The following is a 22,129-nucleotide window of genomic DNA, read 5'->3' as shown; positions in this document are numbered from 1 at the left end:
TTTTTTGGGCGGGGCAGGGCGGCGGCGCCAGAAGCCGCCATCGATGCGCCGGAGGGCCTGCACGTACCGCTGCGCCGCCGCACCGGCGCTGTGCTGCTCGCCGTGTTTGCCGCCCTGCTGGCGCTGTTGCCGCTGGCTGCGCGCCTGTGGCCCGGCCCGCTGCTGGCCATGGTGGATGCGTTCTACCGCGTAGGGGCCTTGGTGTTTGGCGGTGGCCACGTGGTGCTGCCGTTGCTGCAAGCCGAGGTGGTGGGGCCGGGCTGGGTGCCGAATGACGCGTTTCTGGCCGGCTATGGCGCCGCTCAGGCGGTGCCGGGGCCCTTGTTCACGTTCGCTGCGTTCCTGGGTGCCTCCATGCAGGTCTGGCCGGGCGGCTGGCTGGGCGCGGCGGTGTGCCTTTTCGCGATTTTCGTGCCATCGTTTCTGCTGGTGGCCGGGGCGCTGCCGTTCTGGGAGCCACTGCGGCGCAGCGCGCATGCACAGGCGGCACTGGCCGGGGTGAACGCGGCGGTGGTGGGCCTGCTGCTGGCGGCGCTCTACCACCCGGTGTGGACCAGCGCCATCCACGGCGCGGCCGACTTCGGCTTGGCGCTGGCCGCCTTTGTGGCGCTGGTGTTCTGGCGCGCCCCGCCCTGGGCGGTGGTGCTGGCCTGCGGCGCAGCAGGTGTGCTGTGGCCCACAGGAATCTGATTTTTAAGCCAGAATGGCCGCTTGCGCTTGACAGCAAAGCGCCACCAGCTATCAAAACAATAGTCACAGCGCCTTGTGCGCGTGGCCGCATTTCCAGCTTTTTGCGCACTGCGCCCGCCCGATCTTGAACTCTCCCGTCTTCTCTTCGCTGGTGCCCGTCATCCTGTTCATTGCGCTGGGCTTTTTCGCGGGGCGGCGCGGCTGGATCCGGGCGGCCTCGGTCAAAGACCTGTCCAACCTGGTGTTCATGGTGCTTACGCCCGCGCTGCTGTTTCGCACCATGAGCACGGTGCACGTGCAGGACCTCAATTTCGAGCCCGTGGCGGTTTACTTTGCCGCGGCCGGGCTGATCTTCACGGCCACGCTGGCGCTGCAGGGCTTCAGCACGCTGGCGGCGGCGCGCGGGCTGGCCAACACCTTCAGCAACACCATCATGATCGGCGTGCCGCTGGTCGGGCTGGTGTTCGGCGAGGCCGGGCTGGTCACGCTGTTCACGCTGATCTCGGTGCACGCGCTCATCCTGCTCACGGCCGCCACGGTGGTGTTCGAGCTGGCCGCCGCGCGCGAACACGCAGGCCGCTCGGGCGGGGCGCAGCAACCCATGTGGCGCACCGTGCTACAGGCCGTGCGCAACGGCATCCTGCACCCGGTGCCGCTGCCCATCATCGCGGGCCTGCTGTTCGCGCAGACGGGCCTGGTGGTGCCCGAGATGGTGGGCAAGCCGCTGCAATTGCTGGGCCAGGCGCTGGGGCCCATTGCGCTCTTGCTGGTGGGTGTGACGCTGGCGTTCAGCCCGGTGGGCACCCATTTCAAGGCGGCGCTGCGCATTGCCCTGGTGAAGAACATCGTGCACCCGCTGGTGCTGGGCGCCCTGGGCTGGGCCATGGGCCTGTCGGGGCTTTCGCTGGGCGTGATGGTGGCCGCCGCGGCGCTGCCGGTGGGCGCCAATGTGTTCCTGTTCACCCAGCGCTACGAGGTGGCGCAGGAAGAAGTCACCGCCAGCATCGCGGTGTCCACGGCACTGGCGCTGTTGACGGTGCCGGTGCTGCTGCTGCTGGTGGCGCGCTACGTTTGAGGCAGGCCGACGAAGGCCGGCAGAAAAAACGTCACTGCCGCCAGCGCATGGGCTCGCCGGGGCTGTCGCGCACTTTGCGGATCATCTGCGCTTCGATGTCGATCCTGGGGCCGCCAGCGGCAAAGTCGCCCGCATAGGCTGGGCAGTCGGGCCCGGTGGACGGGTTGGTCAAGGCCTCTTGCTTGAAGGTCTCCAGCAGGGCCTGGGCTTTCTCCCGGTCGGCACGGATGCGCTCCTGGTCGCCGCCATAGACGCGCTGGAGCCGCGCCTCGCATGCGGCTTGCAGTTCCTTGAGGCGCGCGCCGTTTCTCTCATGCCATTGCTTGCTGGCCGCCTGCACCTCGTTCTTGGTGACGGGCGAGGCGATGGCGCAGACCTCGGCATTGAAGTCACTGCCGTGGCCGCGCAGGCAGCCGGCGGTGAGCGCGTCGGCCATGGCGGGCGCGGCCATGAAAAGCAGCAGCAGGGGGAGTTTGCGCATCGGCACGGGGTGCCGTACAGGGGAAGTCAATGTCCGCGCGGGGCGGGGGCTCGGTGATCCGTTAGATGGAGAGCCCGCCCTCGGCCACCGCGAGCGATGCGGCGACCAGGCAGAACAGCGCCATGATGGGCCGGAAGTCCAAGGGGCCCTGATGCCGCCAATTGCCCGCCCGGAACAGCATGGGCGGCAGCACCGCCGCCACGGGACAGGGCCTGACATCCCGCAGATGCCGGGATGCAGGCACACCCACCAGCACAATCAGAGCGGCAAGCAGCAGGCAAGCCATGGGGGGGCGCTGGTTTGTGAGGTCAGGGCGCCAGCCGCTCACGCACCCAGGCGTCGCCCTCCATTCGGTAGCGCAGCCGGTCGTGCAGACGGCTCTTGCGGCCTTGCCAGAATTCCCACTGGTCGGGCTTGAGGCGGTAGCCGCCCCAGTGCGGCGGGCGCGGCGGCTTCAGCATGAATTGCGCACCATATTTGGCGGCATTGGCCACCAGCACGCTGCGGCCCGAAATCACCTGGCTTTGCGGGCTGGCCCAGGCGCCGATGCGCGAGTCGAGTGGGCGGCTGGCAAAGTATTCGTCGCTCTCCGCGTCACTGACTTTCTCCACGATGCCTTCGATGCGCACCACGCGCTCGAGCTCCACCCAATGGAACTGCAACGCCACATAGGGATTGCCGGCAATCTGGCGGCCCTTGCGGCTGTCGTAATTGGTGAACCAGACAATGCCGCGCTCGTCATAGCCCTTGATGAGCACCACCCGCGTGCTGGGACGCAGGTCGCTGCCCACCGTGGCCACGGTCATGGCATTGGGTTCGGGCACTTCGGAGGCAATGGCTTCCTTGAGCCACTGGTCAAACTGCTGCAGGGGGGCGGCGTGCGAGGCGTCCTCGTTGAGTTCGGCGCGCTCGTAGCTCTTGCGGAGGTCGGCGATGGAGGTGGTCATGTGCGCGATTGTGCACGCCACGATCGGCCCGCCCGCCAGGTGGCGGGGGGCGGCGCACCCACGGCGGCTCGGAGGACATTGCCGCACTGCATTGAAGTCGAATGAATATTCGCCTATATTGGCCCCGCCATGAAGCCCAAAGACGACGAAAAGCAGCGCGCCATCGCCCAGGCCACCTTTGATCTGGTGGCACGCACGGGCCTGAGCGGCCTGACCATGGCCGAAATCGCCCGCACCGCAGGCATGGCCACCAGCACGCTGTATGTGTACTACCCGTCGAAGGACGAGCTCATCAGCCAGCTTTACCAGGACGCCAAGACTGTCACGGCGGCCCGCATCATGGAAGGCGTGGAGCCCGGCATGCCCTACCGCGCCCGGGTGCGGCGCATATGGGGCAACCTGCTGCGCCATCGGCTGGACCAGTATGCCGAGGTGGTCTTCCAGGAGCAGTACTACAACTCGCCCTGGTTCACCGAGGGCAACCGCGAGTTTTCCACCCGTCTCATGGCCGGTTTCTTTGCGCTGATGCAGGAGGGCCAGCAGCAGGAGATCCTGAAAGCCGTGCCCGCGCCGCTGCTCACGGCCAGCTTGATAGGGTCGGTGCGCGAGACGGCCAACCTCATCCGCACCAAGGCCCTGCCGGACGACGAGGCCACGCACCAGATGGCTTTCAGCCTGTGCTGGGATGCGATCAAGGCTTGAGATGAAGCACTTCCCCACTTGCCTTGAGCGCCTTCGTCCCTGTGGGGGCCATGTCCCCCGCTGCGGGGCGGCCCCTGCCGGGCGGCCGGGACGTGCGCTGCGCCCGTTTCAAGCGCAGCAGGGGCACCAGGTGCGCGCCATCGCTGAAATGCACGATGGCCGATTTTGCGGTTTAATCGAATAAATATTCTCTTAAAACAACCCAGCGGCCCCCAGCGACCTCTACGCCGCACCTGTTTGCGCTGTTTTTTTGAGCGCTTTTCCTTCACCCCAAGGAGTCCTACGATGCCCACCCTTCATATCAACGGCAAAGAAACGGCTGTGGATGCCGACGAATCCACCCCCATCCTCTGGGCCCTGCGGGATACGCTGGGCATGACTGGCACCAAGTTCGGCTGCGGCCAGGCGCTGTGCGGCGCCTGCACCGTGCTGCTGAATGGCGCGCCCGTGCGCTCGTGCAGCACGCCCATCTCGGCGGCGGTGGGCCAGAAGATCACCACCATCGAGGCGGTGGGGCAGGACAAGGTGGGCCAGGCCGTGCAGGCCGCGTGGGTCAAGCACGATGTGGCTCAGTGCGGGTACTGCCAGAGCGGCCAGATCATGAGTGCCACCGCGCTGCTGCGGGGCAAGAAAAAACCGAGCGATGCGGACATCGACGCCGCCATGGCGGGCAACATCTGCCGCTGTGGAACCTATGTGCGCATCCGCGCTGCCATCCACGACGCCGCGCAATCGCTGGCCTGAAGGAGACTGCCATGCACTTCGACACCCTTGCCCTGCAGGGCCAAGCACATCATTTCATGCCAAAACACCTTCGCGCGCTGATGGAGCAAGCGCAAGGTGCTATGAATAACGAAGCAGCCGAAGGCGTGCCGCGCCGCACCTTCCTCAAGGTGGCGGCCGCATCCGGCTTTGCGCTGGGCGCGTTTCCGCTGACCGCAGGCGCGCAAGGCGCTTCGCCCGCAGGCGGGCTCAAGCCGACCGAGCAGCCATCGGCCTTCGTGCGCATTGATGCCGACGGCACCGTTACCGTCACCATCAACCGCCTGGACTTCGGCCAGGGCGTGCAAACCGGCCTGCCCATGATCCTGGCCGAAGAGCTGGACGCCGACTGGGCCAAGGTGCGCAGCGTGCACGGCGACGCCAGCCCCGCCTATGCCGACCCGGCGTTTGGCATGCACCTGACGGGCGGCTCCAATTCCATCAAGAACTCGTACACCCAGTACCGCGAGCTGGGCGCCCGCACCCGCGCCATGCTGGTGTCTGCTGCGGCTGCGCAGTGGGGCGTGGACGCATCCACCCTGCGCACCAACGCAGGCTTTGTGGTGGGCCCCGGCGGCAAGAAGCTGGCCTACGGCGCACTGGCCGAGGCCGCCATGCAGCAGCCCGTGCCCGAGAAAGTCACCCTCAAAGACCCCAAACAGTTCCGCATTATCGGCAAGCCCACAGGCCGGCTCGACGCCAAGGCCAAATCCAGCGGCCAGCAGGACTACGGCATTGACGTGCGCCTGCCCGGCATGCTCACGGCCGTGGTGACCCGCCCCCCCGTGTTTGGCGCCAAGGTGAAGTCGCTGGACGACGCCGCCGCCAAAGCCATTGCGGGTGTGAAAGCCGTGCTGCGCGTGCCCACCGACCGTGGCGGCGAAGGCGTGGCCGTGATTGCCGACGGCTACTGGCCCGCCAAGCAGGGGCGCGATGCGCTCAAGGTGGAATGGGACACCTCCAACGTGGAGAAGGCCGACACCGCCCAGCTGCTCACCCAGTACCGTGCCCTGGCCCAGCAAACCGGCACCATCGCCATCCCCGCAGACGTGGCCCCGCTGGCCAATGCGCCGCAAAAGATCAGCGCCGAGTTCACCTTTCCCTACCTGGCCCACGCGCCCATGGAGCCGCTGAACTGCACCGTGAAGCTTGACGGTGACAAGGTTGAGCTGTGGATGGGCACCCAGATGCCCGGCCTGGACGCCATGGCCGCCGCCAAGGTGCTGGGCGTGCAGCCGCAAAACGTGAAGGTGCACACCCAAATGGCCGGTGGCGGCTTTGGCCGCCGCGCCATCCCCACCAGCGACTACGTGGTGGAAGCCTGCGGCGTGGCCAAGGCCGCGCACACCGCAGGCATCACCGCCCCTGTGCGCACCCTGTGGAGCCGCGAGGACGACATCAAGGGCGGCTACTACCGCCCCATGCACGTGCACCGGGCGGAGATCGGCTTCGACGCCCAGGGCAACATCCTGGCGTGGGACCACGTCATCGTCGGCCAGTCCATCCTCAAAGGCTCGCCGTTCGAGGCCTTCATGGTCAAGAACGGCGTGGACGCCACGGCGGTGGAGGGCATGAAAGAGCCCTACAACATCCCCATGCGCCTGTCTGTGCACCACCCACAGGTCAACGTGCCCGTGCTGTGGTGGCGCAGCGTGGGCTCCACCCACACCGCCTACGCCATGGAAACCCTGCTGGACGAAGTGGCCCGCGCGACAAAGCAAGACCCCGTGGCCTACCGCCTGCGCCTGATGGGCGACAAACACCCCCGCCACAAGGCCGCCCTGCAACTGGCGGTAGACCGGTCCGGCTACGGCAAAAAGAAGCTCGCCGCAGGCCGCGCCTGGGGCGTGGCGGTGCACGAGTCGTTCAGCTCGGTGGTGGCGTACGTGGTGGAAGCCTCCGTCAGCAAAGACGGCACACCCAAGCTGCACAGCGTGACGGCCGGCGTGCACTGCAACCTGGCCGTCAACCCCAAGAGCGTGGAAGCCCAGGTGCAGGGCGGGGCGCTGATGGGCCTGTCGATGTGCCTGCCCGGCGGCGCCATCACGCTGAAGGACGGCATGGTGGAGCAAAGCAACTTCAGCGACTTTGCCGTGCCCCGCATCACCGACATGCCCCAGGTGGCCGTGCACATCGTGCCGAGCGCAGAGCCGCCCACGGGGATGGGCGAACCCGGGTTGCCACCGCTGGCACCTGCGTTAGCGAATGCGGTGGCGAGGTTGACGGGGAAGACGCCGAGGGAGTTGCCGTTTAAGTTGGCTTAACTGTCTGCATATAAGCGCCGGGTTTGAAAGAGCCCGGCGCTTTTTTTTTGACTCATTCAGCCGATAGGTTTGGATATGTCAGGCGTTGTTTAGGTCAGGTTAGAGGACCGCTTTCGACCCGAAGGCGACGTTGAGCGTAACTCTCCAATCCGGTCATTTGTTCTGCTTGCGGCCCAAACTTGAGCGCCGTCACCCCTGCCTTTGCACGTTCGCAGGCTATAGTTTGCTCAGCGGAAGCTTGCCCGGTTTGCAGGAATCTTTATACCTGAACATTTCCACAGCCCTACGCTTGCGGACCCAGGCTGCAAGCCGATTTCAGGAGGAAACAGTGTCCAGAATATCCCACATGGTCGATGTTTATCCCGCAGATCCTGCGGGATAAATTGCGTTAGGCTTGTTGAAATCGGTTGAACCTTATCGCTCATAGCACCTCTTGGGACCGCACCCTCATGTCGCTCGCAGTATTGGCCATTGCCGCAATTCCAGCCATTGCAGTAGCTTGGGTAGCGGTGCAAACCAAGAGCAGGTTAGCAACAACTGTTGCAGTCGTCGCAGCTGGATCTTTAGGCCTTTTAACAGGCAGCCCACACTACGCTTTGGTTGATATCTTCGCCGTTGTCGCAGCAGCTTGGCTTGCTTGGCCTGAGCCTCCTCCACCAAAGCGAGGACTGAGCCAAAGTACAAGCGGGCACATAGAGGCACAGGCACAGGCACAGGCACAAATTAGTCAAGTGAACAAATCACAGATCAAGTGGCGGACTAATCATCCGGAACGCTTCTGTGGGCATTGCCGCACGCTCTCAATACCCAAAAAGCGAGGCCTTTTCAAAAAAGCTCGCTGCACTAACTGCGGGCGTCTGCTGTAATTTTTGCCCCCACCTAAAGCCATTCTTGGAAAAATCATGAGAGCGACCTTCCACTTCGCGCCCCGGCCTAACTTTAGGTTCAACGCGGACGCCAACATAGACCGTGCCTTCGGCATTTTCATGGCCTATTTTGGTGCCATCCTGCCTTCGGCTGCCGGCGCCGGTTAACCAGGGCGTTAGACAACATAGGCCACACCTACCTCCAACAAGACCAAACAAAAGAAAAAGGAAACTCAAATGACAAAAATCGTCTCCCTGTACAACAACAAAGGCGGCGTCGCGAAGACAACCACACTATTCAATATGGCCGTATATCTGGCGCAAGTCCAAGAAAAGAAAGTATTGTTAGTGGATTGCGATCCGCAATGCAACTGCACGGAGTTGTTCTTTTGTTCCGCAGACAACTTCGATGACCCCGACCTCCCCCTGCCGGGAACCAGCATATACGAAGCACTCCAGCCGAGATTTGATGGCGACACAGCGAGAATTGATGTTAAAAATATAGACATCACCCCATCGCCAATATATAAAAATCTAAGCATTTTGCGTGGTGACATCAACTTCTCACGAGCTGAGCAGTATTTCTCCCTCGCAATATCTCAAGCGGTCACCGAGTCAATACACGACAAAAACACGTATGCAGTAATGAGCAGAATGCTCAGAGATTTAGGCACCCTGCATGGATTCGACTATATCCTATGCGATGTTGGCCCAAGCGCCGGATCAATCACTCGCATGACAATCCTTTCGTGCGACGGCGTATTCATTCCGACTGCCCCTGACAGATTTTCATACCAAGCAATACAAGGTATGGGATCGATCATGAACGAATGGCTCACTCGGCATGAGCTAATTATCGCCACATTTGACCCGTACGGCATCAAGGCGCCATTTGCCACGCCAAAATTTTACGGCGCGATTGTAAACAACTACAAAATTCACCGAGCCGGAAAAAAGAAGGGGTCGTACCTAAAATGGGAGCAGCTTATTAAAGATGGCATCGTCAACTTACTGCTATCTGGGCCGGGGAGAAAGTTGCTACCCAATCAAAAGTCCCTGCTTTCCAATCCCTTTGTCGCATCAATTCGTGACGTCGGAGCAATGGCTCCTGTCGCACAGATTGTAGGAAAAGCAATATTTGATATTGCGCAACCCGACACTGTGCACGCATCATCGGATGGCGATTACTACCGGGGTGCTGTGTGGAGCGATTGGGTGGCCCGAATGGAAGAATACAAATCAGAAATTGGAAAAATTGCTGTAGCGATGGAGTAAATCGTATGGCGATTCCCTACACATTCGTCTCCCTACTTGATGTCCTTGGCTATAAGAACAAAATCAACGATGACCGCCACAACGGCAAGGAAGACTTCAAACAAAAACTAGAATCTGCGCTATCCGTGCTGAATGGCATCAATGAAACTGAAATTAGCTATCAAGCCATTAGCGACACAATCATCGTCAGCACGCACCCATCAACACCATTTCCGGATTTTCTACGGACACTTGTGCGTGTTCACAGATCATTTCTTAAGAATGGTCTGTTTATCAGAGGCGGAATATCATTTGCGCCACACTTCAAATCCGGATCACTCACTTACAGTCACGCACTTCCGATTGCTTACGAAATAGAGCAAAAACAAGCAATTTATCCTAGAATTGTCATTGACAAGAACATCATTGAGATGATGAAGCTAGGCGAAAAGCTTGAAGCCGCAATAATTGAAATTAACGACGAAAAACTAATCTGCAAAGAAAATGGAATTTATTTCCTGAATATTGTTGGTGAATCATCAGCGGAGTGTTATTATCTCGCAAAGTCTATATATAATTCAGAGAAATCCTTCCTCGAAGGAAACGAGCACGAATTGGCCAAGCATCGTTGGCTTCAAAACCTGATTGTTGCGCTATCAGGCGCGACGCTTACCCCCTATATGGATGGAGTTGAAATTTTTTATCCCTCGGTTTTGGCTTGATGGTAAAAACCTATGCCTTTCTACAAAGGCAATGTATATTTTGTATAAGTGGCGGTTCAACGCGGACGCCAATACTGGCCATGCCTTCGGCATTTTTATGGCCAGTATTGGTGCCCTCCGCCTTCGGCTCCGGCGCCGGTTAATCTGAGCGTTGAGCGTCCGCTTTCATCTGCCGCCACAGACCGCTTCTGGCCGATAGCGGACTAGCTAGTAGCCTAGCCTCTCAGAATCGAGCGAAAAGAGCCGCTAGCGCTTTACAGATATGCGCTAGCAGCTATTAATTTGGAAGTGTGCTGTTGGGGTGTGTATGCGGCATCGCAATCACTTCATCTCAAGCCTTGCCGACAACACCGTCCTCCCAACTTCACCTACGCCAGAGACTTGGTGCCCGCCGCTACGCGAAAGCTGCCCTTTGCCTCCAGCCGGTCGCCCGCAGGCACCAGAGTCACGTTCTGCTCTCCGGTGCCATTGAGCAGGGTGACCTTGGCGCTTGCCTTGCTCACATAGGATGGTTTGTCGTGGTCGCGCAGGCCGACGCAGTAGGGCTGCAGTCAGCGCGGATGTGCACGGGGTTGGTCGCGGCGCAGTTTGCCGCCCACGGCCCAGCCGTTGCTGCGCAGGGATGCCATGATGCGGCTGGCCTCAGCATCAGGCATTTCCATTCATCCACACCCATGTCACTGACATCACCCACCGTCCTCATCCTCGCCTCGGGCCGGGGCGAACGCTTCAAGGCATCCGGCGGCACGGCGCACAAGCTGCAAGCCTTGCTGGCGGGCAAGCCGGTGTTGCAGCACACGCTGGATGCCGTGCGCGCCAGCGGCTTGCCGTGGCATGTGGAGGATGCGGGCCACTCCGGCATGGGCGATTCGATTGCCGCCGCAGTGCGTCACACAGCCAACGCGGCGGGCTGGCTGGTGTTGCCGGGCGATTTGCCACTGGTGCAACCCGCCACGCTGCAGGCCATGGCGCAGGTGCTGCTGGATCAGCGGGCCGTGGTGGCGTGGCCGGAGTTTGCGGGCGAGCGGGGGCACCCGGTGGCGTTTGGGCGAGACTGTCTGGCGGATTTGTTGAGCTTGCAGGGCGAGAAAGGCGCCGCGCCCGTGGTGCGCAAGTGGGCAGGGCAGGGGTGCGGGCTGCCTGTGCCGGTGCAGGACGAAGGTGTGGTGACGGACATTGACACCGTGCAGGCGCTGGAGCAGGCTGAGGCGTTGTTGGCGAAAGCGGGTGCGTTGCTGGCGCAGCGAGGCGCTGACGGGCGCTGATCTGGAGCGGATATCAGCCGAAGACGTCTTCGGCTGATGCGGTCATTGCGACCCCGGCGGGAGGATTCAGCAGACCCTGTTGGTCTGCGTCACAGGCTCAGGAGCAGCGCCAGATGCCCGCAGACTTGGTGCAAATGCGACCATCGGCTGCGGTGATGGAGTCTGCGTTGGTCTTTTTGTAAACTGCCCCGGCATCGTCGTAGCAAAACCCGCTGTCGCAGTGGGTAATGACCGGGTTGGCTTTCACAATCACCTTGGGCGGCTCTTGCATGAGCGGTGTGTTGGTGCCGCAAGCGGCGTTCACATTGGTGATGGCGGCATTGGCGCGCATGCGCTTTTCATCTGGCGACAGGGTTCGGATGCTGGAGACGAACTCCATCTCTTTCTGCGCATTTTTGCAGGCCGGTGTGGCGGCAAGGGGCGTTGGGGCGCTGGTTTGGCTGGTGGAGGTGGGCGGTGCGTCTTGCTGAGCGCGCTCTGCCGCTTGGGCCCGGTACTTTCTTTCGGCGGCTGCGTCTGCGTTGGCGCGGTCCTGGGCAATCTCTGTCGCGCTTTTCTGGCGCTCGATCAGTTTGCTGGTTTGCCCTTCGGCGCAAGGTGCATCGGTGTATGTGCTCTGGCCTGCCGCGTTGGTGCAGCGATGCACCTGGGCTTGGGCTGTCGAGATCACGACCGCGCAAATGGCGATTCCCATCAGTGTGCTTGTTCTCATGGTTCCTCCTGTACCGAGAGCAACGTTTAAGCCCCTGTGTGCGCTGACCGTGTACGAAACTTTGGCGCATGAAAAAGCCGCTGCAGGGGGCAGCGGCTTGGGGCCGGGGTTGCGGAGGCGGGGCGCCGCCGTGCGCGGGGCTGGCGCAGTTTACTGGGCCGTGATCACCGCACAGGCCAGCCGGGGCCCGGCATTGCCGGTGGGCTGGGTGGTGTAGTCGTCGGGGTCGCGGTGCACGATGAGGCCCTTGCCCACGATGTCGTTGGCCGTGCTGCCGACGCGGATGGTGCGTGATTCAAAGCTGAAGCTGGCCTTGCCATTGGCATCGGCCTTCAACACGGGCAGGTCGCCCGTGTGGTGCTCGCCCATGCCATGGTGGCCGTGGGGCTTGCCGCCGGGGTTGAAGTGGCCGCCCGTGCTCATGCCGTCGCCGCTGCTGCAGTCGCCTTTTTCATGGATATGAAAACCGTGCTCGGCACCGGGCTTGAGGCCGCTGACGGTGCCTGACACCTTCACCACATCGCCAGACTGCACAAAGCCGACGGTGCCCGTGGCCGTGTTGCCCCGCGTGGGTTGCAACTGGGCCGTGGCCGCAGGGCCGGCGGAAGGGGTGGCGCAGGCAGCGAGGGACGCCACGGCGATCGAAGCCAGTACGAAACGGAAGTTCATGTAAGTTGCTCCTGGGTTTGCGTTGAGAACATCGGGCCGCATGGTACGGGGGCGTTGGCGAAAGTGCAGCACCGTGCGGTGCACGGGTTCCGCCAAAGTGTGCACTATGCCTGCTTTTGGGCCAGCGCGAGCAGCCGGGCCAGCGCCCGGTCGTGAATGCCCAGGCGCCGCAACTCGTCGAACGTGGCCTGCGCATAGTCACGCGTGGTGCCAAAGCGGCCGCAGGCCTGGGCGAAGATGCGGCAGTATTCATGGTCGGCCAGGGTGCCTGTGTGGCTGGGGCTTTTGCGCGACAAGGTGAAGGCGAGGGCGTTCACCGGGCCATGGTTGGTGTGGCAGCGAAGCCAGCGCGGGTCGTACACCGCCATGACCATCTCGCGCTGCCACAGGGTGGTCATCACTTCGCGTGCATGCTGCTTGTCCACGCGGAACACCATGCCCTGGCAACTGCCGCCCGGAAGCATGCCGAACACCAGGCCTGGACATTCGGGCGTGCCCCGGTTGATGCGGCTCCACATCTTGAGCGCCCTGTGCCAGCCATGCACCCGCGCCAGGCGCCGCTCGGCAAAATCAAAATCGGGGCGCCAGATGAGAGAGCCGTAGCCAAACACCCACAGATCCTGCGTGCCACCCCACTCGTGCAGCGCGCGCTCCAGCATGGGGGCCGGGTCACGGATGGGCGTGGGGAGCATCGTCATGGGCACACTTTAGAATCAAGAGTTTGTCCAACGAAGCATTATTTACGGAGTTCTTCACCATGTCATTCAGCAGTTCTGACGACGACAGCCAGCAACGCTTTGCCCTTGGTTTTCTGTTTGCGCTGATTGCGCTGGTGATCTCCGCCGTGGTGGGCACGGTGGTGGTCAAGCGCGTGGGCGGTTCGGCCCATGGCAAGCCCGCCGTAGCAGCCACGGCCGGCGCCGCGTCTGCCGCCCCCGCTGCCGATGCGGCAGCCCCTGCAGCCGCCGACGATGCCGCCAGCGTGCGCGTGGAAAACGGTGTGGTGAAGTTCTACTTTGCGACCGCCAAGGCCGAACTGGCCGCAGGTGCCAACGAGGCGCTGGCCGATGTGGTCAAAGGCGTGGCCGAAGGCAAGAAGGCCGTGGTGTCGGGTTTCCATGACGCCACGGGCGATGCGGCCCTGAATGCCGAACTTGCCAAGCAGCGCGCCTTTGCCGTGCGCGATGCCTTGCAAGCACTGGGCGTGGCCGAGGACAAGGTCGAACTCAAGAAACCCGAAGAAACCACGGCCACCGGCAGCAACGCCGAAGCCCGCCGCGTGGAAGTGACACTGGCCCCCTGATCGGCGGCCCCACGCCCCCATGAAAGCCCGGCCATGCCGGGCTTATTTTCGCCCCGCAAAGGGCACCACTCAACTGCTGGCCCGCACCACCAGTTCGTAATTCAACTGGATGCAGCTTTGTGGCACCGGTGTGCCGCGCATCAGCGCCAGCAGCATCGCGGCACCCGCCTGGCCTACCTCGGCCCGGGGCGTGCGCACCGTGGTCAGTGGCGGCACCATCTGGTCGCTGCCAGCCAGGTCGTTGAAACCCGCCACGGCAATGCGCTGCGGCACCGGCACCTGCATGCGGTTGGCCGCCAGCAGGCCGCCCTGGGCAATGTCGTCGTTGCAGAAAAAGATGGCGTCGATGTCGGGCATGCGCTGCACCATTTCTTCGAACAGCCGCGCCCCTAGCGAGATGGATGAGCGCTCCGGGCTGAGCAACTCGCGGTGCGGGTCGTACAGGCCGGCCGCGCGCAGGCAGCGGCGGTAGCCTTCGGCACGTTGCAGGGTGCGCGGGTCAAGCTGGGCGGCGCAAAACGCAATGCGGCGGCGCCCGCGGTCCAGCAGGTGCTGCGTGATGGCAGCGCCCGCATCCACCTGCGAGAACCCCACGCAATGCACGCCGGGCGCTGTGCTGGTTTCCATGAGGTGCACGCACGGAATGCCGCTGTGGGCGATCAACTGGCGGGCCGTTTCGCTGCGGTCGAAGCCCGTCACCAGCAGACCGGCGGGCCGGTGGGGCAGGTAGGTGCGCAGCAGCAGTTCTTCTTCGGCGGTGTCGTAGTGCGTCACGCCGATCAGCGGCTGGTAGCCCGCCGGAAACAGCGTGCGGTGCACCGCCTCGAGCACGTCAACGAACAGGGTGTTGGACAGCATGGGCACCAGCACCAGCACCTGCGTGCTGCGCTGGGAGGCGAGGGCGCGTGCAGCGGCATCGGGCACATAGCCCAACTGGTCGGCGGCCTGGCGCACCTTGTCGGCCAGCACGGGATCGACCCCGCGCTCCTGGCGCAACGCGCGTGACACGGTGATGGGGCTGACCCCGGCGGCGCGCGCCACGTCGGCCAGTGTGGTGCGGCCACTGCTGCGGCGAGGTCGTCGGGGCGCGTCGTTCAAGGGTTAGTCCTGATAAGAAGGGCGGAAGGGCTCATTTATGATAGCGCTATCCCATTTGCAAATAGCAAGGGTTTTCACCTGATGGCCGCTTAACGGTTGGCAGTTCTACTGCTGCGGCCTGGTGTTTGCGCCGATTTCATCGCGCAAGAACTCCATTTTTTGGTTCTTTCATTCTTCGCTTTTTTATTTCTCTTTATGGATAGCGCTATCCAAACGCAAAAATACCAAGCCCTGGTGGTGATGGGGGTCTCCGGCTGCGGAAAATCCAGCGCCGGCCAGGCCTTTGCCGAAGCCCTGGGCTGGGCCCTGCACGAAGGCGACACGTACCACGCACCAGAGAGCATCGCCAAGATGCGCGCAGGCACGCCGCTGACCGACGCCGACCGCAGCGGCTGGCTTGACCGCCTGGCCGGGCTGCTGGCCACGCCGAACGCAGGTGGGTCAGCGGGCACGGTGCTCACTTGCTCAGCCCTGCGGCGCCGCTACCGCGACCGCCTGCGCCAGGCGCAGCCGCACCTGGGGTTTGTTTTTCTGCAACTCGGCTACGACGCCGCGCTGGCGCGCGTGCAGGCCCGGCCGGGCCACTTCTTTTCGCCCGCGCTGGTGGCGGACCAATTTGCCACGCTCGAATCGCCCGCGGGCGAGGCGGGCGTGCTGGTACTGGACGCCACGCGCCCCATTCCAGCGCTGGTGAACGACGTGCTGGCCTGGATGAACGCTGACAAGGCTGGCTCGCCGCAAGCCACTGCAGCAGCGACCGACACCAACGGAGGCCTGGCATGAGCACCCCTGAAACCTCGGCACCCGCGCAACCCAAGAGCCGGCTGCAGCGCGTAGCGGAATGCACCATGGTGGCGGCGCTGGCCGGCATGGTGGTGGCCGTTTTTGTGAACGTGGTGCTGCGCTACGGCTTTGCCACCAGCATCGTGTCGTACGAAGAAATCTCGCGGCTGCTGTTTGTCTGGCTGGTGGCCATCGGCACCATCGTGGCAGCCTTCGAAGGCAAGCACCTGGGTTTTGACATGCTCACGTCGCGGCTGAGCGGTGGCCCGCGCAAGGCCTTGTTCTGGGTCAGCCAGTTGCTCGTGGCCGGTTGCATGCTGCTGCTGCTGAAAGGCTCATGGGAGCAGGTGGTTGCGGGCCTGAGCAGCTACAGCACGGTGCTGGGCTACCCCCTGGCGCTGGGCGCCGCCGCCACGCTGGTGCTGGCCGTGGGCCTGCTCGTGGTGGTGGTGGTGGATCTGGTGCGGGGTCGCGAGCGCGAGCACGCCACCGACGACGCCATCGTGGAATAAGGACGCACCATGGTTGTCACCCTCATTTTTCTCGCAGTGCTGATTGGCGGCATGGTGATCGGCATGCCGATTGCCCACGCCCTGGTGCTCACCGGTGTCGCCCTGATGTGGCACCTGGACTTCTTTGATTCGCAACTGCTGGCGCAGAACCTGCAGGCCGGCTTTGACAATTTCCCGCTGCTGGCCGTGCCCTTTTTCATCCTGGCCGGTGAGTTGATGAACGCGGGCGGCCTGTCGCGCCGCATCATCGACCTGGCGCGGGCCTTTGTGGGCCACATCCGGGGCGGCCTTGGCTATGTAGCCATCGGGGCGGCCGTGCTGCTGGCATCGATGAGCGGCTCGGCCATCGCCGACACGGCGGCGCTGGCCACCATTCTTTTGCCCATGATGCGCCAGCAGAACTACCCGCCAAGCTACAGCGCAGGCCTGCTGGCTTCGGGCGGCATCATCGCGCCCATCATTCCGCCGTCGATGCCGTTCGTGATCTATGGCGTGACCACCAACACATCGATCAGCAAGCTGTTCCTGGCGGGAGTGTTTCCGGGCCTGATCATGGGCTTGTTCCTTGTGTTCGCGTGGTGGTGGATTGCGCGCAAACACCAGTTGCCCGCCATGAACCGCACCGCATGGCCCCTGCGCCTCAAGGCGCTTCTGCACAGCTTCTGGGCGCTGATGATGCCGGTGATCATCCTGGGCGGCCTGAAGGGCGGGGTGTTCACACCCACCGAGGCCGCCGTCGTGGCCGCCGTGTATGCACTGGTGGTGTCGATGTTTGTCTACCGCGAGCTGCGCTGGTCCGATGTCTACGACGTTTTCCTCGCGGCAAGCAAGACCACTGCGGTGGTGATGTTCCTGTGCGGCGCCGCCACCGTGACTGCCTACATGATCACGCTGGCCGATCTGCCCAACATGCTGGCCGACAGCTTCTCCGGCCTCATGGGCAATCCCGTGATGTTCATGGCGCTGATGATGTTGTTCTTGCTGGTGGTGGGCACCGCCATGGACCTGACGCCCACCATCCTGATCTTCGGCCCCGTGTGCGCGCCGCTGGCTGTCAAGGCCGGCATCGACCCCGTGTATTTCGGCTTCATGTTCATCTATGTGGGCTGCATCGGCCTCATCACGCCGCCGGTGGGCACCGTGCAGAACGTGGTGGCCGGCGTGGGGCGGCTGCGCATGGAAACCGTCATCAAGGGCACCAATCCATTCCTGGCGGTGTATGTGGTGCTGATGGTGCTTTTCGTCATCTTCCCGTCGCTGGTCACCGCGCCCTTGCGCTGGCTGCACTGACCCCTGTTTTTCTGTCCGTTCCATCCCTGTTCTGAGGAGACTTTCCATGCGCATCAAGTTTGTACTCGCCGCCGTCGTGGCCGCACTCACTGCCGCGGGCGCCGTGCAGGCCCAGGATTTCAAGCCACGCATCGTGCGCTTCGGCTTTGGCCTGGTCGACCAATCCAACCAGGGCCGCGCCGTGCGCCTGTTCGCCCAGGAGGTCGAAAAGGCCACGGGCGGCAAGATGAAAGTGCGGGCCATCGGCAACGCCTCGCTGGGCTCGGACACGCAGATGCAGCAGGCACTGATCGGCGGCGCCCAGGAAATGATGGTGGGCTCCACGGCCACCCTGGTCGGCATCTCCCCCGAGATGGCCATCTGGGACACGCCGTTCCTCTTCAACAACGTGAAAGAGGCCGATGCCGTGCTGGACGGCCCCGTGGGCGAAAAGGTCAAGGCCACGCTCGAGCCCAAGGGCCTGGTGGGTCTGGTGTACTGGGAAAACGGTTTTCGCAACCTAACCAACAACAAGCGTCCCGTGACGAAGCTCGAGGACATGAACGACATCAAGCTGCGTGTGATGCAGAACAATGTGTTCCTCGACAGCTTCAAGACCCTGGGCGCCAACGCCGTGCCGCTGCCGTTCTCGGAGCTGTTTACGGCCCTCGAGACCAAGGCCGTCGATGGCCAGGAGAACCCGTTCAACACCGTGGTGTCGAGCAAGTTCTACGAAGTGCAGAAGTACCTGACGGTGACCAACCATGTGTACAGCCCCTGGATCGTCACGGTGAGCAAGAAGTGGTGGGACACGCTCACGCCAGCCGAGAAGAAGGTGCTGCACGATGCCGCCGTCAAGAGCCGCGATTTTGAACGCCAGGACACCCGCGAAGAGGCCGCCAAGGCCCTGGCCGAACTCAAGGCCAAGGGCATGCAGGTCAACGAACTGCCGGCATCCGAAGCCAACCGCATGCGCGAAAAGCTGACCGCAGTGAATGCCGGCATCGCCAAGAGCGTGGGGCAGGGCACGTGGGACGCCGTGCAGGGCGCCCTGGCCCAGGCGCGCAGCGGCAAGTAAACCGACAGCTTCGCGGCACAGGGTGCGCGCCCGCCGTCAGGCGGTGCGCACCTGGGCTGAATATGAAGGTGAAAATGGCTTCTTGCGCAAGCTGGGCGTGCGCAAGAAGCTATCAGAAAAGTAGCAAAAGTAAAAAAACCGTGCCGGTCAGCGCAGGCCGGCACCGCCAGCGTCTGCAGCACGCTGGATCAGTTCAATCTTGTAGCCATCGGGATCGGTCACGAACGCGATCACGGTGGTGCCGCCCTTGACCGGACCGGCTTCGCGCGTCACGTTGCCGCCAGCAGCCTTGATCTTTTCGCACGCCGCATAGGCGTCGGGCACGCCCAGCGCAATGTGGCCGTAGGCATTGCCATGGTCGTAGTTTTCCACGCCCCAGTTGTAGGTCAGCTCGATCTCGGCCTGGCCGGGGTTGCCGCCCTCAAAACCCAAAAACGCCAGCGAATACTTGTACTCGGGGTTCTCGGACTGGCGCAGCAGTTGCATGCCCAGCACCTGGGTATAGAAATCAATCGAGCGTTGAAGGTTGCCAACGCGCAGCATCGTGTGGAGAAATTTCATCCCTTCGATTGTGCCGGCAAGTCGAAGACCAAGCAGGTGGTGGTGGCGTGGGCGTAGAGTGTGCCGTCAGGCCCGACCAGGCGCGCCTCGGCCGTGGCCAGTTGGCGGCCGCAGTGGATCACCCGGCCCTCGGCGCGTACGCGCTGCACCTTGGGCGTGATGGCCTTGACCAGATTGATGCCCAACTCGGCAGTGGTGTAGCCACGCCCGGGCTCCATGCGCGTGTGCACGGCGCAACCCAGGGCCGAGTCGAGCAGGGTGGCAAACCAGCCGCCGTGCACGGTGCCCATGGGGTTCAGGTGCTCCAAGCGGGGCGTGCCCTGGAAGATGGCCGTGCCTTCGCCCACTTCCACGATCAAAAAGTCCAGCGTCTTGGCGATGGCGGCATAGGGCAGCTCGCCCCGCAGCATGGCCTGCATCTGCTCCAGGCCATTCAGGTGGGCGATTTGTTCACGCCGCGCCACGCCCGGGCCGGGGCCGACCTCCAGCGTTGCAAGAATCTCGCGCTCTTGCGCAAGCCAGTGTTCGAGATGGTTGTGGTGGGTCATGGGGTGTCCTGGTCGGTAGCGTGGTTGAAGCAAAAGAATTGCATATGCAATTATTGCAGATACAATAATTTCTATACAAACCGACACGCCGATCATGGACTCTGCCGTAACGCCCGCTTCCCAGGCTCCGCAGGCGCAGCCGCAGGGGTGTACCAACTTCAAGCTGCGCCAGCTGATGCGCCGCGTGGCCAACCACTACGACGCCGAAATGGCGCAGTGCGGGCTCAAGACCACGCAGTATTCGCTGCTGTCGCATGTGCTCAAACTGGGCCCCATCCGGCCGGGCGATCTGGCGGTGGTCATGAAAATGGATGCCTCCACGCTGACCCGCAACCTGCGCCCCCTGGTGGATGCCGGATGGGTGACGCTGGAAGCGGGTGTCGATGCCCGCAGCCGCCTGGTGCACATCACCGACGCGGGCCGGGACAAGCGCGCCCAGGCGCAGCGCCACTGGAAGGCCGCGCAGCTGGCCCTGAACGAAACGCTGGGCTTGGAGCGCGTGAAGGCATTGCACGCCCTGGTCGATGATTCGCTCGCTTTGTTGGCGGCGCTGCCCGCGCAGGAGTCCGGCCATGACGAATAACCCACACCCGGCAATAACCCGACAGGCCGCACCGCTGGCCCTGTGGCTGGTGCTGCTGGCCGCCGCGGGCGCCTTCGCGCTCACCATGGGCACGCGCCAGACCATGGGCCTGTTCCTGTCGCCACTCAACACATCCACCGGCCTGGGCATTGGCAGCATCAGCCTGGCATTTGCCTTCGGGCAGCTCTGGTGGGGGCTGACGCAGCCTTTTGCCGGCGCCGTGGCCGACCGCATCGGCATTGGCCGCGTGATTTTGCTGGGCGTGGCGCTGGTGGCGCTGGGCACCTTCATCACGCCGTACATGACCAGCACGGCAGGACTCATTTTCGCCATCGGCGTGCTGGCCGCTGGCGGCGCCGGCATGGCCGGGCCTTCGGTGCTGATGGCCGCCACGGCCCGGCTGGTGCCGTTGCACAGGCGCGGACTGGCGAGCGGCGTGGTGAATGCGGGGGGATCGTTCGGGCAGTTCGTGATGGCACCCATTGCCATCAGTCTCACGGCCGCCGTGGGCTGGGCCAGCGCCATGCAGTGGCTGGGCGTGCTGGTGCTGCTGGCTTTGCCGGCGGTGTGGGTACTGAGGGGCAATTCCAGCGCGCTGGCGGCGCAGGCCGCTACCGCGTCGGGCCAGAAGGCACTGACCGCGCGCGAGGCCATCGCCCAGGCGCTGGCCTCGCCCAGCTACCGGTATCTGGCGGCCGGGTTTCTGGTGTGTGGCTTTCATGTCGCCTTTTTGGCCACCCATCTGCCCGGCGTGATCGCCGCCTGCGGGCTGGCACCGGAAGTAGGGGGGTGGTCGCTGGCGGTGATTGGCCTGTTCAACATCGTGGGCAGCCTGGGCATGGGCTGGGCCGTGGGGCGCTGGCGCATGAAATCGCTGCTGTCGCTGCTGTATGCCACGCGCGGCCTGGCGGTGCTGGTCTTTGTTCTGGCGCCCAAGACACCCGCCGTGGTGCTGGTCTTTGCGGCCGTGATGGGCATCACGTTTCTGTCCACCGTGCCACCCACGGTGGGCCTGGTGGCCAAGATGTTTGGCACGGCCAACATGGCCATGCTCTTTGGCATCGTGATGCTGGCGCACCAGATCGGCGGCTTCTTTGGCGCCTATCTGGGCGGCAGCGTCTTCCAGGCCACCGGCAGCTATGACGCGGTCTGGTACATCGACATTGCGCTCGCCGTGGGGGCTGCCCTGGTGAACCTGCCAATCCGCGAATCCCGCATGGTGCGCCCCGCGGCTTCTGCCGCCGCTGCCTGAGCACTTGGCAGATGCGCAACCCTGTACCGCCCCGTGTGGTGCACGCCCATGGGCCTGCCAAGGGGCCGTTTGGCGGACACAGGACGGCGCAATGGGTTCACGTGTACCCGGTGCCGCAGGCCTGGCAATCCAGCACGTGCGCAGCCGCCGCATGGCGAATCATTGAAACCCTGCAAACCCGCATTGCCATCGATGGCTTGAACTGAAAGTACGCGCCATGAAGCCAACCCACGCCAGCACCACCGCCCATTCCTCGCCGAATGCGCAGTCGGTGTACCTCGACGACCTGACCGTTGGCGACCGGTTCCAGAGTGGCGAGCACGCCATGGACGAAGCCCAGATCAAGGCCTTCGCCGCGCAGTTTGACCCGCAGCCCTTTCACCTGGACGACAGCGCCGCCCGCTCCACGCTGTTTGGCGGGCTGGCCGCCAGCGGCTGGCACACGGCGGCGATCACCATGCGGCTGCAGGTCACCACAGGCCTGCCCATAGCGGGCGGCATCATAGGTGCCGGGGGTGAGCTGAGCTGGCCCCGGCCCACGCGCGCCACCGACGTGCTGCACGTGGTGAGCGAGGTGGTGCAGATCCAGCCGTCCAGGTCCAGGCCCGACCGCGGCATGGTCACCGTGCGCAGCGAAACCCGCAACCAGCACGGCGACGTGCGGCAGCTCTGCACGGTGCGCATTGTGGTGCCGCGCAAGCCCGCGGCCGACGGGACGGGTGCCGCATGAGCG

At 63.5% G+C, this 22,129-nt stretch carries 26 protein-coding genes; 16 read left to right on the top strand and 10 right to left on the bottom strand.

Annotated features, from left to right (window positions below):
• Together ACDELDRAFT_RS08370 and ACDELDRAFT_RS08365 are read left to right on the top strand one after the other, a co-directional pair.
• The coding region (locus ACDELDRAFT_RS08370; protein WP_005795507.1) for a chromate transporter at window positions 1–690 on the top strand (690 nt) is incomplete at its 5' end.
• Window positions 691–814: 124 nt separating this feature from the next.
• The gene (locus ACDELDRAFT_RS08365; protein WP_040328513.1) at window positions 815–1,765 is read left to right on the top strand and encodes an AEC family transporter; all 951 of its coding nucleotides are present in this window, start codon (window positions 815–817) and stop codon (window positions 1,763–1,765) included.
• A gap of 31 nt (window positions 1,766–1,796) precedes the next feature.
• Here the strand turns inward: ACDELDRAFT_RS08365 and ACDELDRAFT_RS08360 are convergent, their stop codons facing one another.
• From ACDELDRAFT_RS08360 to pdxH, 3 genes are all read right to left on the bottom strand, one after another.
• Window positions 1,797–2,246, bottom strand: a complete 450-nt coding sequence (locus tag ACDELDRAFT_RS08360; RefSeq protein WP_005795503.1) for a hypothetical protein — start codon at window positions 2,244–2,246, stop codon at window positions 1,797–1,799.
• 61 nt (window positions 2,247–2,307) lie between these two features.
• A complete protein-coding gene (locus tag ACDELDRAFT_RS08355; RefSeq protein WP_005795501.1) occupies window positions 2,308–2,532 on the bottom strand; it encodes a hypothetical protein in 225 nt (74 codons plus the stop codon).
• A 22-nt stretch (window positions 2,533–2,554) separates the two neighbouring features.
• On the bottom strand, window positions 2,555–3,193 hold the full coding sequence (gene pdxH, locus ACDELDRAFT_RS08350) for a pyridoxamine 5'-phosphate oxidase (protein ID WP_005795499.1): 639 nt from the start codon (window positions 3,191–3,193) through the stop codon (window positions 2,555–2,557).
• Between the two features lie 129 nt (window positions 3,194–3,322).
• Here pdxH and ACDELDRAFT_RS08345 point away from each other — a divergent pair, with 129 nt between their 5' ends.
• From ACDELDRAFT_RS08345 to ACDELDRAFT_RS25005, 5 genes are all read left to right on the top strand, one after another.
• A complete protein-coding gene (locus tag ACDELDRAFT_RS08345; RefSeq protein ID WP_005795498.1) occupies window positions 3,323–3,895 on the top strand; it encodes a TetR/AcrR family transcriptional regulator in 573 nt (190 codons plus the stop codon).
• Between the two features lie 285 nt (window positions 3,896–4,180).
• Window positions 4,181–4,639: a (2Fe-2S)-binding protein gene (locus ACDELDRAFT_RS08340; RefSeq protein WP_005795496.1), complete on the top strand. Its 459-nt coding sequence runs from the start codon at window positions 4,181–4,183 to the stop codon at window positions 4,637–4,639.
• 11 nt (window positions 4,640–4,650) lie between these two features.
• On the top strand, window positions 4,651–6,921 hold the full coding sequence (locus tag ACDELDRAFT_RS08335; protein ID WP_005795495.1) for a xanthine dehydrogenase family protein molybdopterin-binding subunit: 2,271 nt from the start codon (window positions 4,651–4,653) through the stop codon (window positions 6,919–6,921).
• A 1,103-nt stretch (window positions 6,922–8,024) separates the two neighbouring features.
• Complete coding sequence (locus ACDELDRAFT_RS08330; protein WP_005795490.1) at window positions 8,025–9,062, top strand: ParA family protein; 1,038 nt, start codon at window positions 8,025–8,027, stop codon at window positions 9,060–9,062.
• Between the two features lie 5 nt (window positions 9,063–9,067).
• Window positions 9,068–9,763, top strand: a complete 696-nt coding sequence (locus ACDELDRAFT_RS25005; protein WP_005795489.1) for a hypothetical protein — start codon at window positions 9,068–9,070, stop codon at window positions 9,761–9,763.
• A gap of 368 nt (window positions 9,764–10,131) precedes the next feature.
• Here the strand turns inward: ACDELDRAFT_RS25005 and ACDELDRAFT_RS25980 are convergent, their stop codons facing one another.
• Complete coding sequence (locus ACDELDRAFT_RS25980) at window positions 10,132–10,266, bottom strand: hypothetical protein (protein ID WP_005795487.1); 135 nt, start codon at window positions 10,264–10,266, stop codon at window positions 10,132–10,134.
• Between the two features lie 171 nt (window positions 10,267–10,437).
• Between ACDELDRAFT_RS25980 and ACDELDRAFT_RS08320 the strand changes: the two genes are divergently transcribed.
• The gene (locus tag ACDELDRAFT_RS08320; protein ID WP_005795485.1) at window positions 10,438–11,028 is read left to right on the top strand and encodes a nucleotidyltransferase family protein; all 591 of its coding nucleotides are present in this window, start codon (window positions 10,438–10,440) and stop codon (window positions 11,026–11,028) included.
• A 97-nt stretch (window positions 11,029–11,125) separates the two neighbouring features.
• Here the strand turns inward: ACDELDRAFT_RS08320 and ACDELDRAFT_RS08315 are convergent, their stop codons facing one another.
• From ACDELDRAFT_RS08315 to ACDELDRAFT_RS08305, 3 genes are all read right to left on the bottom strand, one after another.
• Window positions 11,126–11,740, bottom strand: a complete 615-nt coding sequence (locus ACDELDRAFT_RS08315) for a DUF4124 domain-containing protein (RefSeq protein WP_005795483.1) — start codon at window positions 11,738–11,740, stop codon at window positions 11,126–11,128.
• A 150-nt stretch (window positions 11,741–11,890) separates the two neighbouring features.
• Window positions 11,891–12,409, bottom strand: a complete 519-nt coding sequence (locus tag ACDELDRAFT_RS08310; RefSeq protein WP_005795481.1) for a superoxide dismutase family protein — start codon at window positions 12,407–12,409, stop codon at window positions 11,891–11,893.
• A 104-nt stretch (window positions 12,410–12,513) separates the two neighbouring features.
• Window positions 12,514–13,107, bottom strand: a complete 594-nt coding sequence (locus tag ACDELDRAFT_RS08305; RefSeq protein ID WP_005795479.1) for a gamma-glutamylcyclotransferase — start codon at window positions 13,105–13,107, stop codon at window positions 12,514–12,516.
• A 59-nt stretch (window positions 13,108–13,166) separates the two neighbouring features.
• On the opposite strand from ACDELDRAFT_RS08305, the gene ACDELDRAFT_RS08300 reads away from it, so the two are divergent.
• Window positions 13,167–13,712 (top strand): OmpA family protein, encoded by a 546-nt coding sequence (locus ACDELDRAFT_RS08300; protein ID WP_005795477.1) that lies wholly within the window; start codon window positions 13,167–13,169, stop codon window positions 13,710–13,712.
• 69 nt (window positions 13,713–13,781) lie between these two features.
• On the opposite strand, the gene ACDELDRAFT_RS08295 is transcribed toward ACDELDRAFT_RS08300, so the two are convergent.
• Window positions 13,782–14,810: a LacI family DNA-binding transcriptional regulator gene (locus ACDELDRAFT_RS08295; protein ID WP_005795475.1), complete on the bottom strand. Its 1,029-nt coding sequence runs from the start codon at window positions 14,808–14,810 to the stop codon at window positions 13,782–13,784.
• A 195-nt stretch (window positions 14,811–15,005) separates the two neighbouring features.
• Here ACDELDRAFT_RS08295 and ACDELDRAFT_RS08290 point away from each other — a divergent pair, with 195 nt between their 5' ends.
• Genes ACDELDRAFT_RS08290 through ACDELDRAFT_RS08275 form a run of 4 tightly spaced genes read left to right on the top strand, consistent with a single transcriptional unit; the run spans window position 15,006 to window position 18,452 of the window.
• Entirely contained in the window at window positions 15,006–15,593 is a 588-nt protein-coding gene (locus ACDELDRAFT_RS08290) for a gluconokinase (protein ID WP_005795472.1), read from the top strand.
• Entirely contained in the window at window positions 15,590–16,105 is a 516-nt protein-coding gene (locus ACDELDRAFT_RS08285; RefSeq protein ID WP_005795470.1) for a TRAP transporter small permease, read from the top strand. The genes ACDELDRAFT_RS08290 and ACDELDRAFT_RS08285 overlap by 4 nt, the downstream gene beginning before the upstream one ends.
• Before the next feature lie 9 nt (window positions 16,106–16,114).
• Complete coding sequence (locus ACDELDRAFT_RS08280; RefSeq protein ID WP_005795467.1) at window positions 16,115–17,395, top strand: TRAP transporter large permease; 1,281 nt, start codon at window positions 16,115–16,117, stop codon at window positions 17,393–17,395.
• A gap of 46 nt (window positions 17,396–17,441) precedes the next feature.
• Window positions 17,442–18,452, top strand: a complete 1,011-nt coding sequence (locus ACDELDRAFT_RS08275; protein WP_005795466.1) for a TRAP transporter substrate-binding protein — start codon at window positions 17,442–17,444, stop codon at window positions 18,450–18,452.
• A 147-nt stretch (window positions 18,453–18,599) separates the two neighbouring features.
• Here ACDELDRAFT_RS08275 and gloA read toward each other — a convergent pair whose 3' ends face one another.
• Both gloA and ACDELDRAFT_RS08265 read right to left on the bottom strand, forming a co-directional pair.
• A complete protein-coding gene (gene gloA / locus ACDELDRAFT_RS08270) occupies window positions 18,600–19,013 on the bottom strand; it encodes a lactoylglutathione lyase (protein ID WP_005795464.1) in 414 nt (137 codons plus the stop codon).
• Window positions 19,010–19,561, bottom strand: a complete 552-nt coding sequence (locus ACDELDRAFT_RS08265) for a PaaI family thioesterase (protein ID WP_005795462.1) — start codon at window positions 19,559–19,561, stop codon at window positions 19,010–19,012. Before ACDELDRAFT_RS08265 ends, gloA begins: the two co-directional genes overlap by 4 nt.
• A 94-nt stretch (window positions 19,562–19,655) precedes the next feature.
• On the opposite strand from ACDELDRAFT_RS08265, the gene ACDELDRAFT_RS08260 reads away from it, so the two are divergent.
• From ACDELDRAFT_RS08260 to ACDELDRAFT_RS08245, 3 genes are all read left to right on the top strand, one after another.
• Entirely contained in the window at window positions 19,656–20,144 is a 489-nt protein-coding gene (locus tag ACDELDRAFT_RS08260) for a MarR family winged helix-turn-helix transcriptional regulator (protein ID WP_005795460.1), read from the top strand.
• Window positions 20,134–21,396: an MFS transporter gene (locus ACDELDRAFT_RS08255; RefSeq protein WP_005795459.1), complete on the top strand. Its 1,263-nt coding sequence runs from the start codon at window positions 20,134–20,136 to the stop codon at window positions 21,394–21,396. Before ACDELDRAFT_RS08260 ends, ACDELDRAFT_RS08255 begins: the two co-directional genes overlap by 11 nt.
• Window positions 21,397–21,613: 217 nt before the next feature.
• The gene (locus tag ACDELDRAFT_RS08245) at window positions 21,614–22,126 is read left to right on the top strand and encodes a MaoC family dehydratase (protein WP_005795455.1); all 513 of its coding nucleotides are present in this window, start codon (window positions 21,614–21,616) and stop codon (window positions 22,124–22,126) included.
• The last annotated feature ends 3 nt before the right edge of the window (window positions 22,127–22,129 follow it).

This window comes from Acidovorax delafieldii 2AN, from assembly GCF_000175235.1.
Lineage (GTDB): Bacteria > Pseudomonadota > Gammaproteobacteria > Burkholderiales > Burkholderiaceae_C > Acidovorax > Acidovorax delafieldii_B.
Note: the sequence above shows the minus strand (reverse complement) of the source record. Positions and strands in the feature narration are given on the sequence as shown.

Excerpts from the sequence above, each read along its gene's own strand:
- ACDELDRAFT_RS08360 (WP_005795503.1), bottom strand. The coding sequence starts at position 2,246 with ATGCGCAAACTCCCCCTGCTGCTGCTTTTCATGGCCGCGCCCGCCATG.
- ACDELDRAFT_RS08355 (WP_005795501.1), bottom strand. The coding sequence starts at position 2,532 with ATGGCTTGCCTGCTGCTTGCCGCTCTGATTGTGCTGGTGGGTGTGCCT.
- pdxH (WP_005795499.1), bottom strand. The coding sequence starts at position 3,193 with ATGACCACCTCCATCGCCGACCTCCGCAAGAGCTACGAGCGCGCCGAA.
- ACDELDRAFT_RS08345 (WP_005795498.1), top strand. The coding sequence starts at position 3,323 with ATGAAGCCCAAAGACGACGAAAAGCAGCGCGCCATCGCCCAGGCCACC.
- ACDELDRAFT_RS08340 (WP_005795496.1), top strand. The coding sequence starts at position 4,181 with ATGCCCACCCTTCATATCAACGGCAAAGAAACGGCTGTGGATGCCGAC.
- ACDELDRAFT_RS08335 (WP_005795495.1), top strand. The coding sequence starts at position 4,651 with ATGCACTTCGACACCCTTGCCCTGCAGGGCCAAGCACATCATTTCATG.
- ACDELDRAFT_RS08330 (WP_005795490.1), top strand. The coding sequence starts at position 8,025 with ATGACAAAAATCGTCTCCCTGTACAACAACAAAGGCGGCGTCGCGAAG.
- ACDELDRAFT_RS25005 (WP_005795489.1), top strand. The coding sequence starts at position 9,068 with ATGGCGATTCCCTACACATTCGTCTCCCTACTTGATGTCCTTGGCTAT.
- ACDELDRAFT_RS08320 (WP_005795485.1), top strand. The coding sequence starts at position 10,438 with ATGTCACTGACATCACCCACCGTCCTCATCCTCGCCTCGGGCCGGGGC.
- ACDELDRAFT_RS08315 (WP_005795483.1), bottom strand. The coding sequence starts at position 11,740 with ATGAGAACAAGCACACTGATGGGAATCGCCATTTGCGCGGTCGTGATC.
- ACDELDRAFT_RS08310 (WP_005795481.1), bottom strand. The coding sequence starts at position 12,409 with ATGAACTTCCGTTTCGTACTGGCTTCGATCGCCGTGGCGTCCCTCGCT.
- ACDELDRAFT_RS08305 (WP_005795479.1), bottom strand. The coding sequence starts at position 13,107 with ATGACGATGCTCCCCACGCCCATCCGTGACCCGGCCCCCATGCTGGAG.
- ACDELDRAFT_RS08300 (WP_005795477.1), top strand. The coding sequence starts at position 13,167 with ATGTCATTCAGCAGTTCTGACGACGACAGCCAGCAACGCTTTGCCCTT.
- ACDELDRAFT_RS08290 (WP_005795472.1), top strand. The coding sequence starts at position 15,006 with ATGGATAGCGCTATCCAAACGCAAAAATACCAAGCCCTGGTGGTGATG.
- ACDELDRAFT_RS08285 (WP_005795470.1), top strand. The coding sequence starts at position 15,590 with ATGAGCACCCCTGAAACCTCGGCACCCGCGCAACCCAAGAGCCGGCTG.
- ACDELDRAFT_RS08280 (WP_005795467.1), top strand. The coding sequence starts at position 16,115 with ATGGTTGTCACCCTCATTTTTCTCGCAGTGCTGATTGGCGGCATGGTG.
- ACDELDRAFT_RS08275 (WP_005795466.1), top strand. The coding sequence starts at position 17,442 with ATGCGCATCAAGTTTGTACTCGCCGCCGTCGTGGCCGCACTCACTGCC.
- gloA (WP_005795464.1), bottom strand. The coding sequence starts at position 19,013 with ATGAAATTTCTCCACACGATGCTGCGCGTTGGCAACCTTCAACGCTCG.
- ACDELDRAFT_RS08265 (WP_005795462.1), bottom strand. The coding sequence starts at position 19,561 with ATGACCCACCACAACCATCTCGAACACTGGCTTGCGCAAGAGCGCGAG.
- ACDELDRAFT_RS08260 (WP_005795460.1), top strand. The coding sequence starts at position 19,656 with ATGGACTCTGCCGTAACGCCCGCTTCCCAGGCTCCGCAGGCGCAGCCG.
- ACDELDRAFT_RS08255 (WP_005795459.1), top strand. The coding sequence starts at position 20,134 with ATGACGAATAACCCACACCCGGCAATAACCCGACAGGCCGCACCGCTG.
- ACDELDRAFT_RS08245 (WP_005795455.1), top strand. The coding sequence starts at position 21,614 with ATGAAGCCAACCCACGCCAGCACCACCGCCCATTCCTCGCCGAATGCG.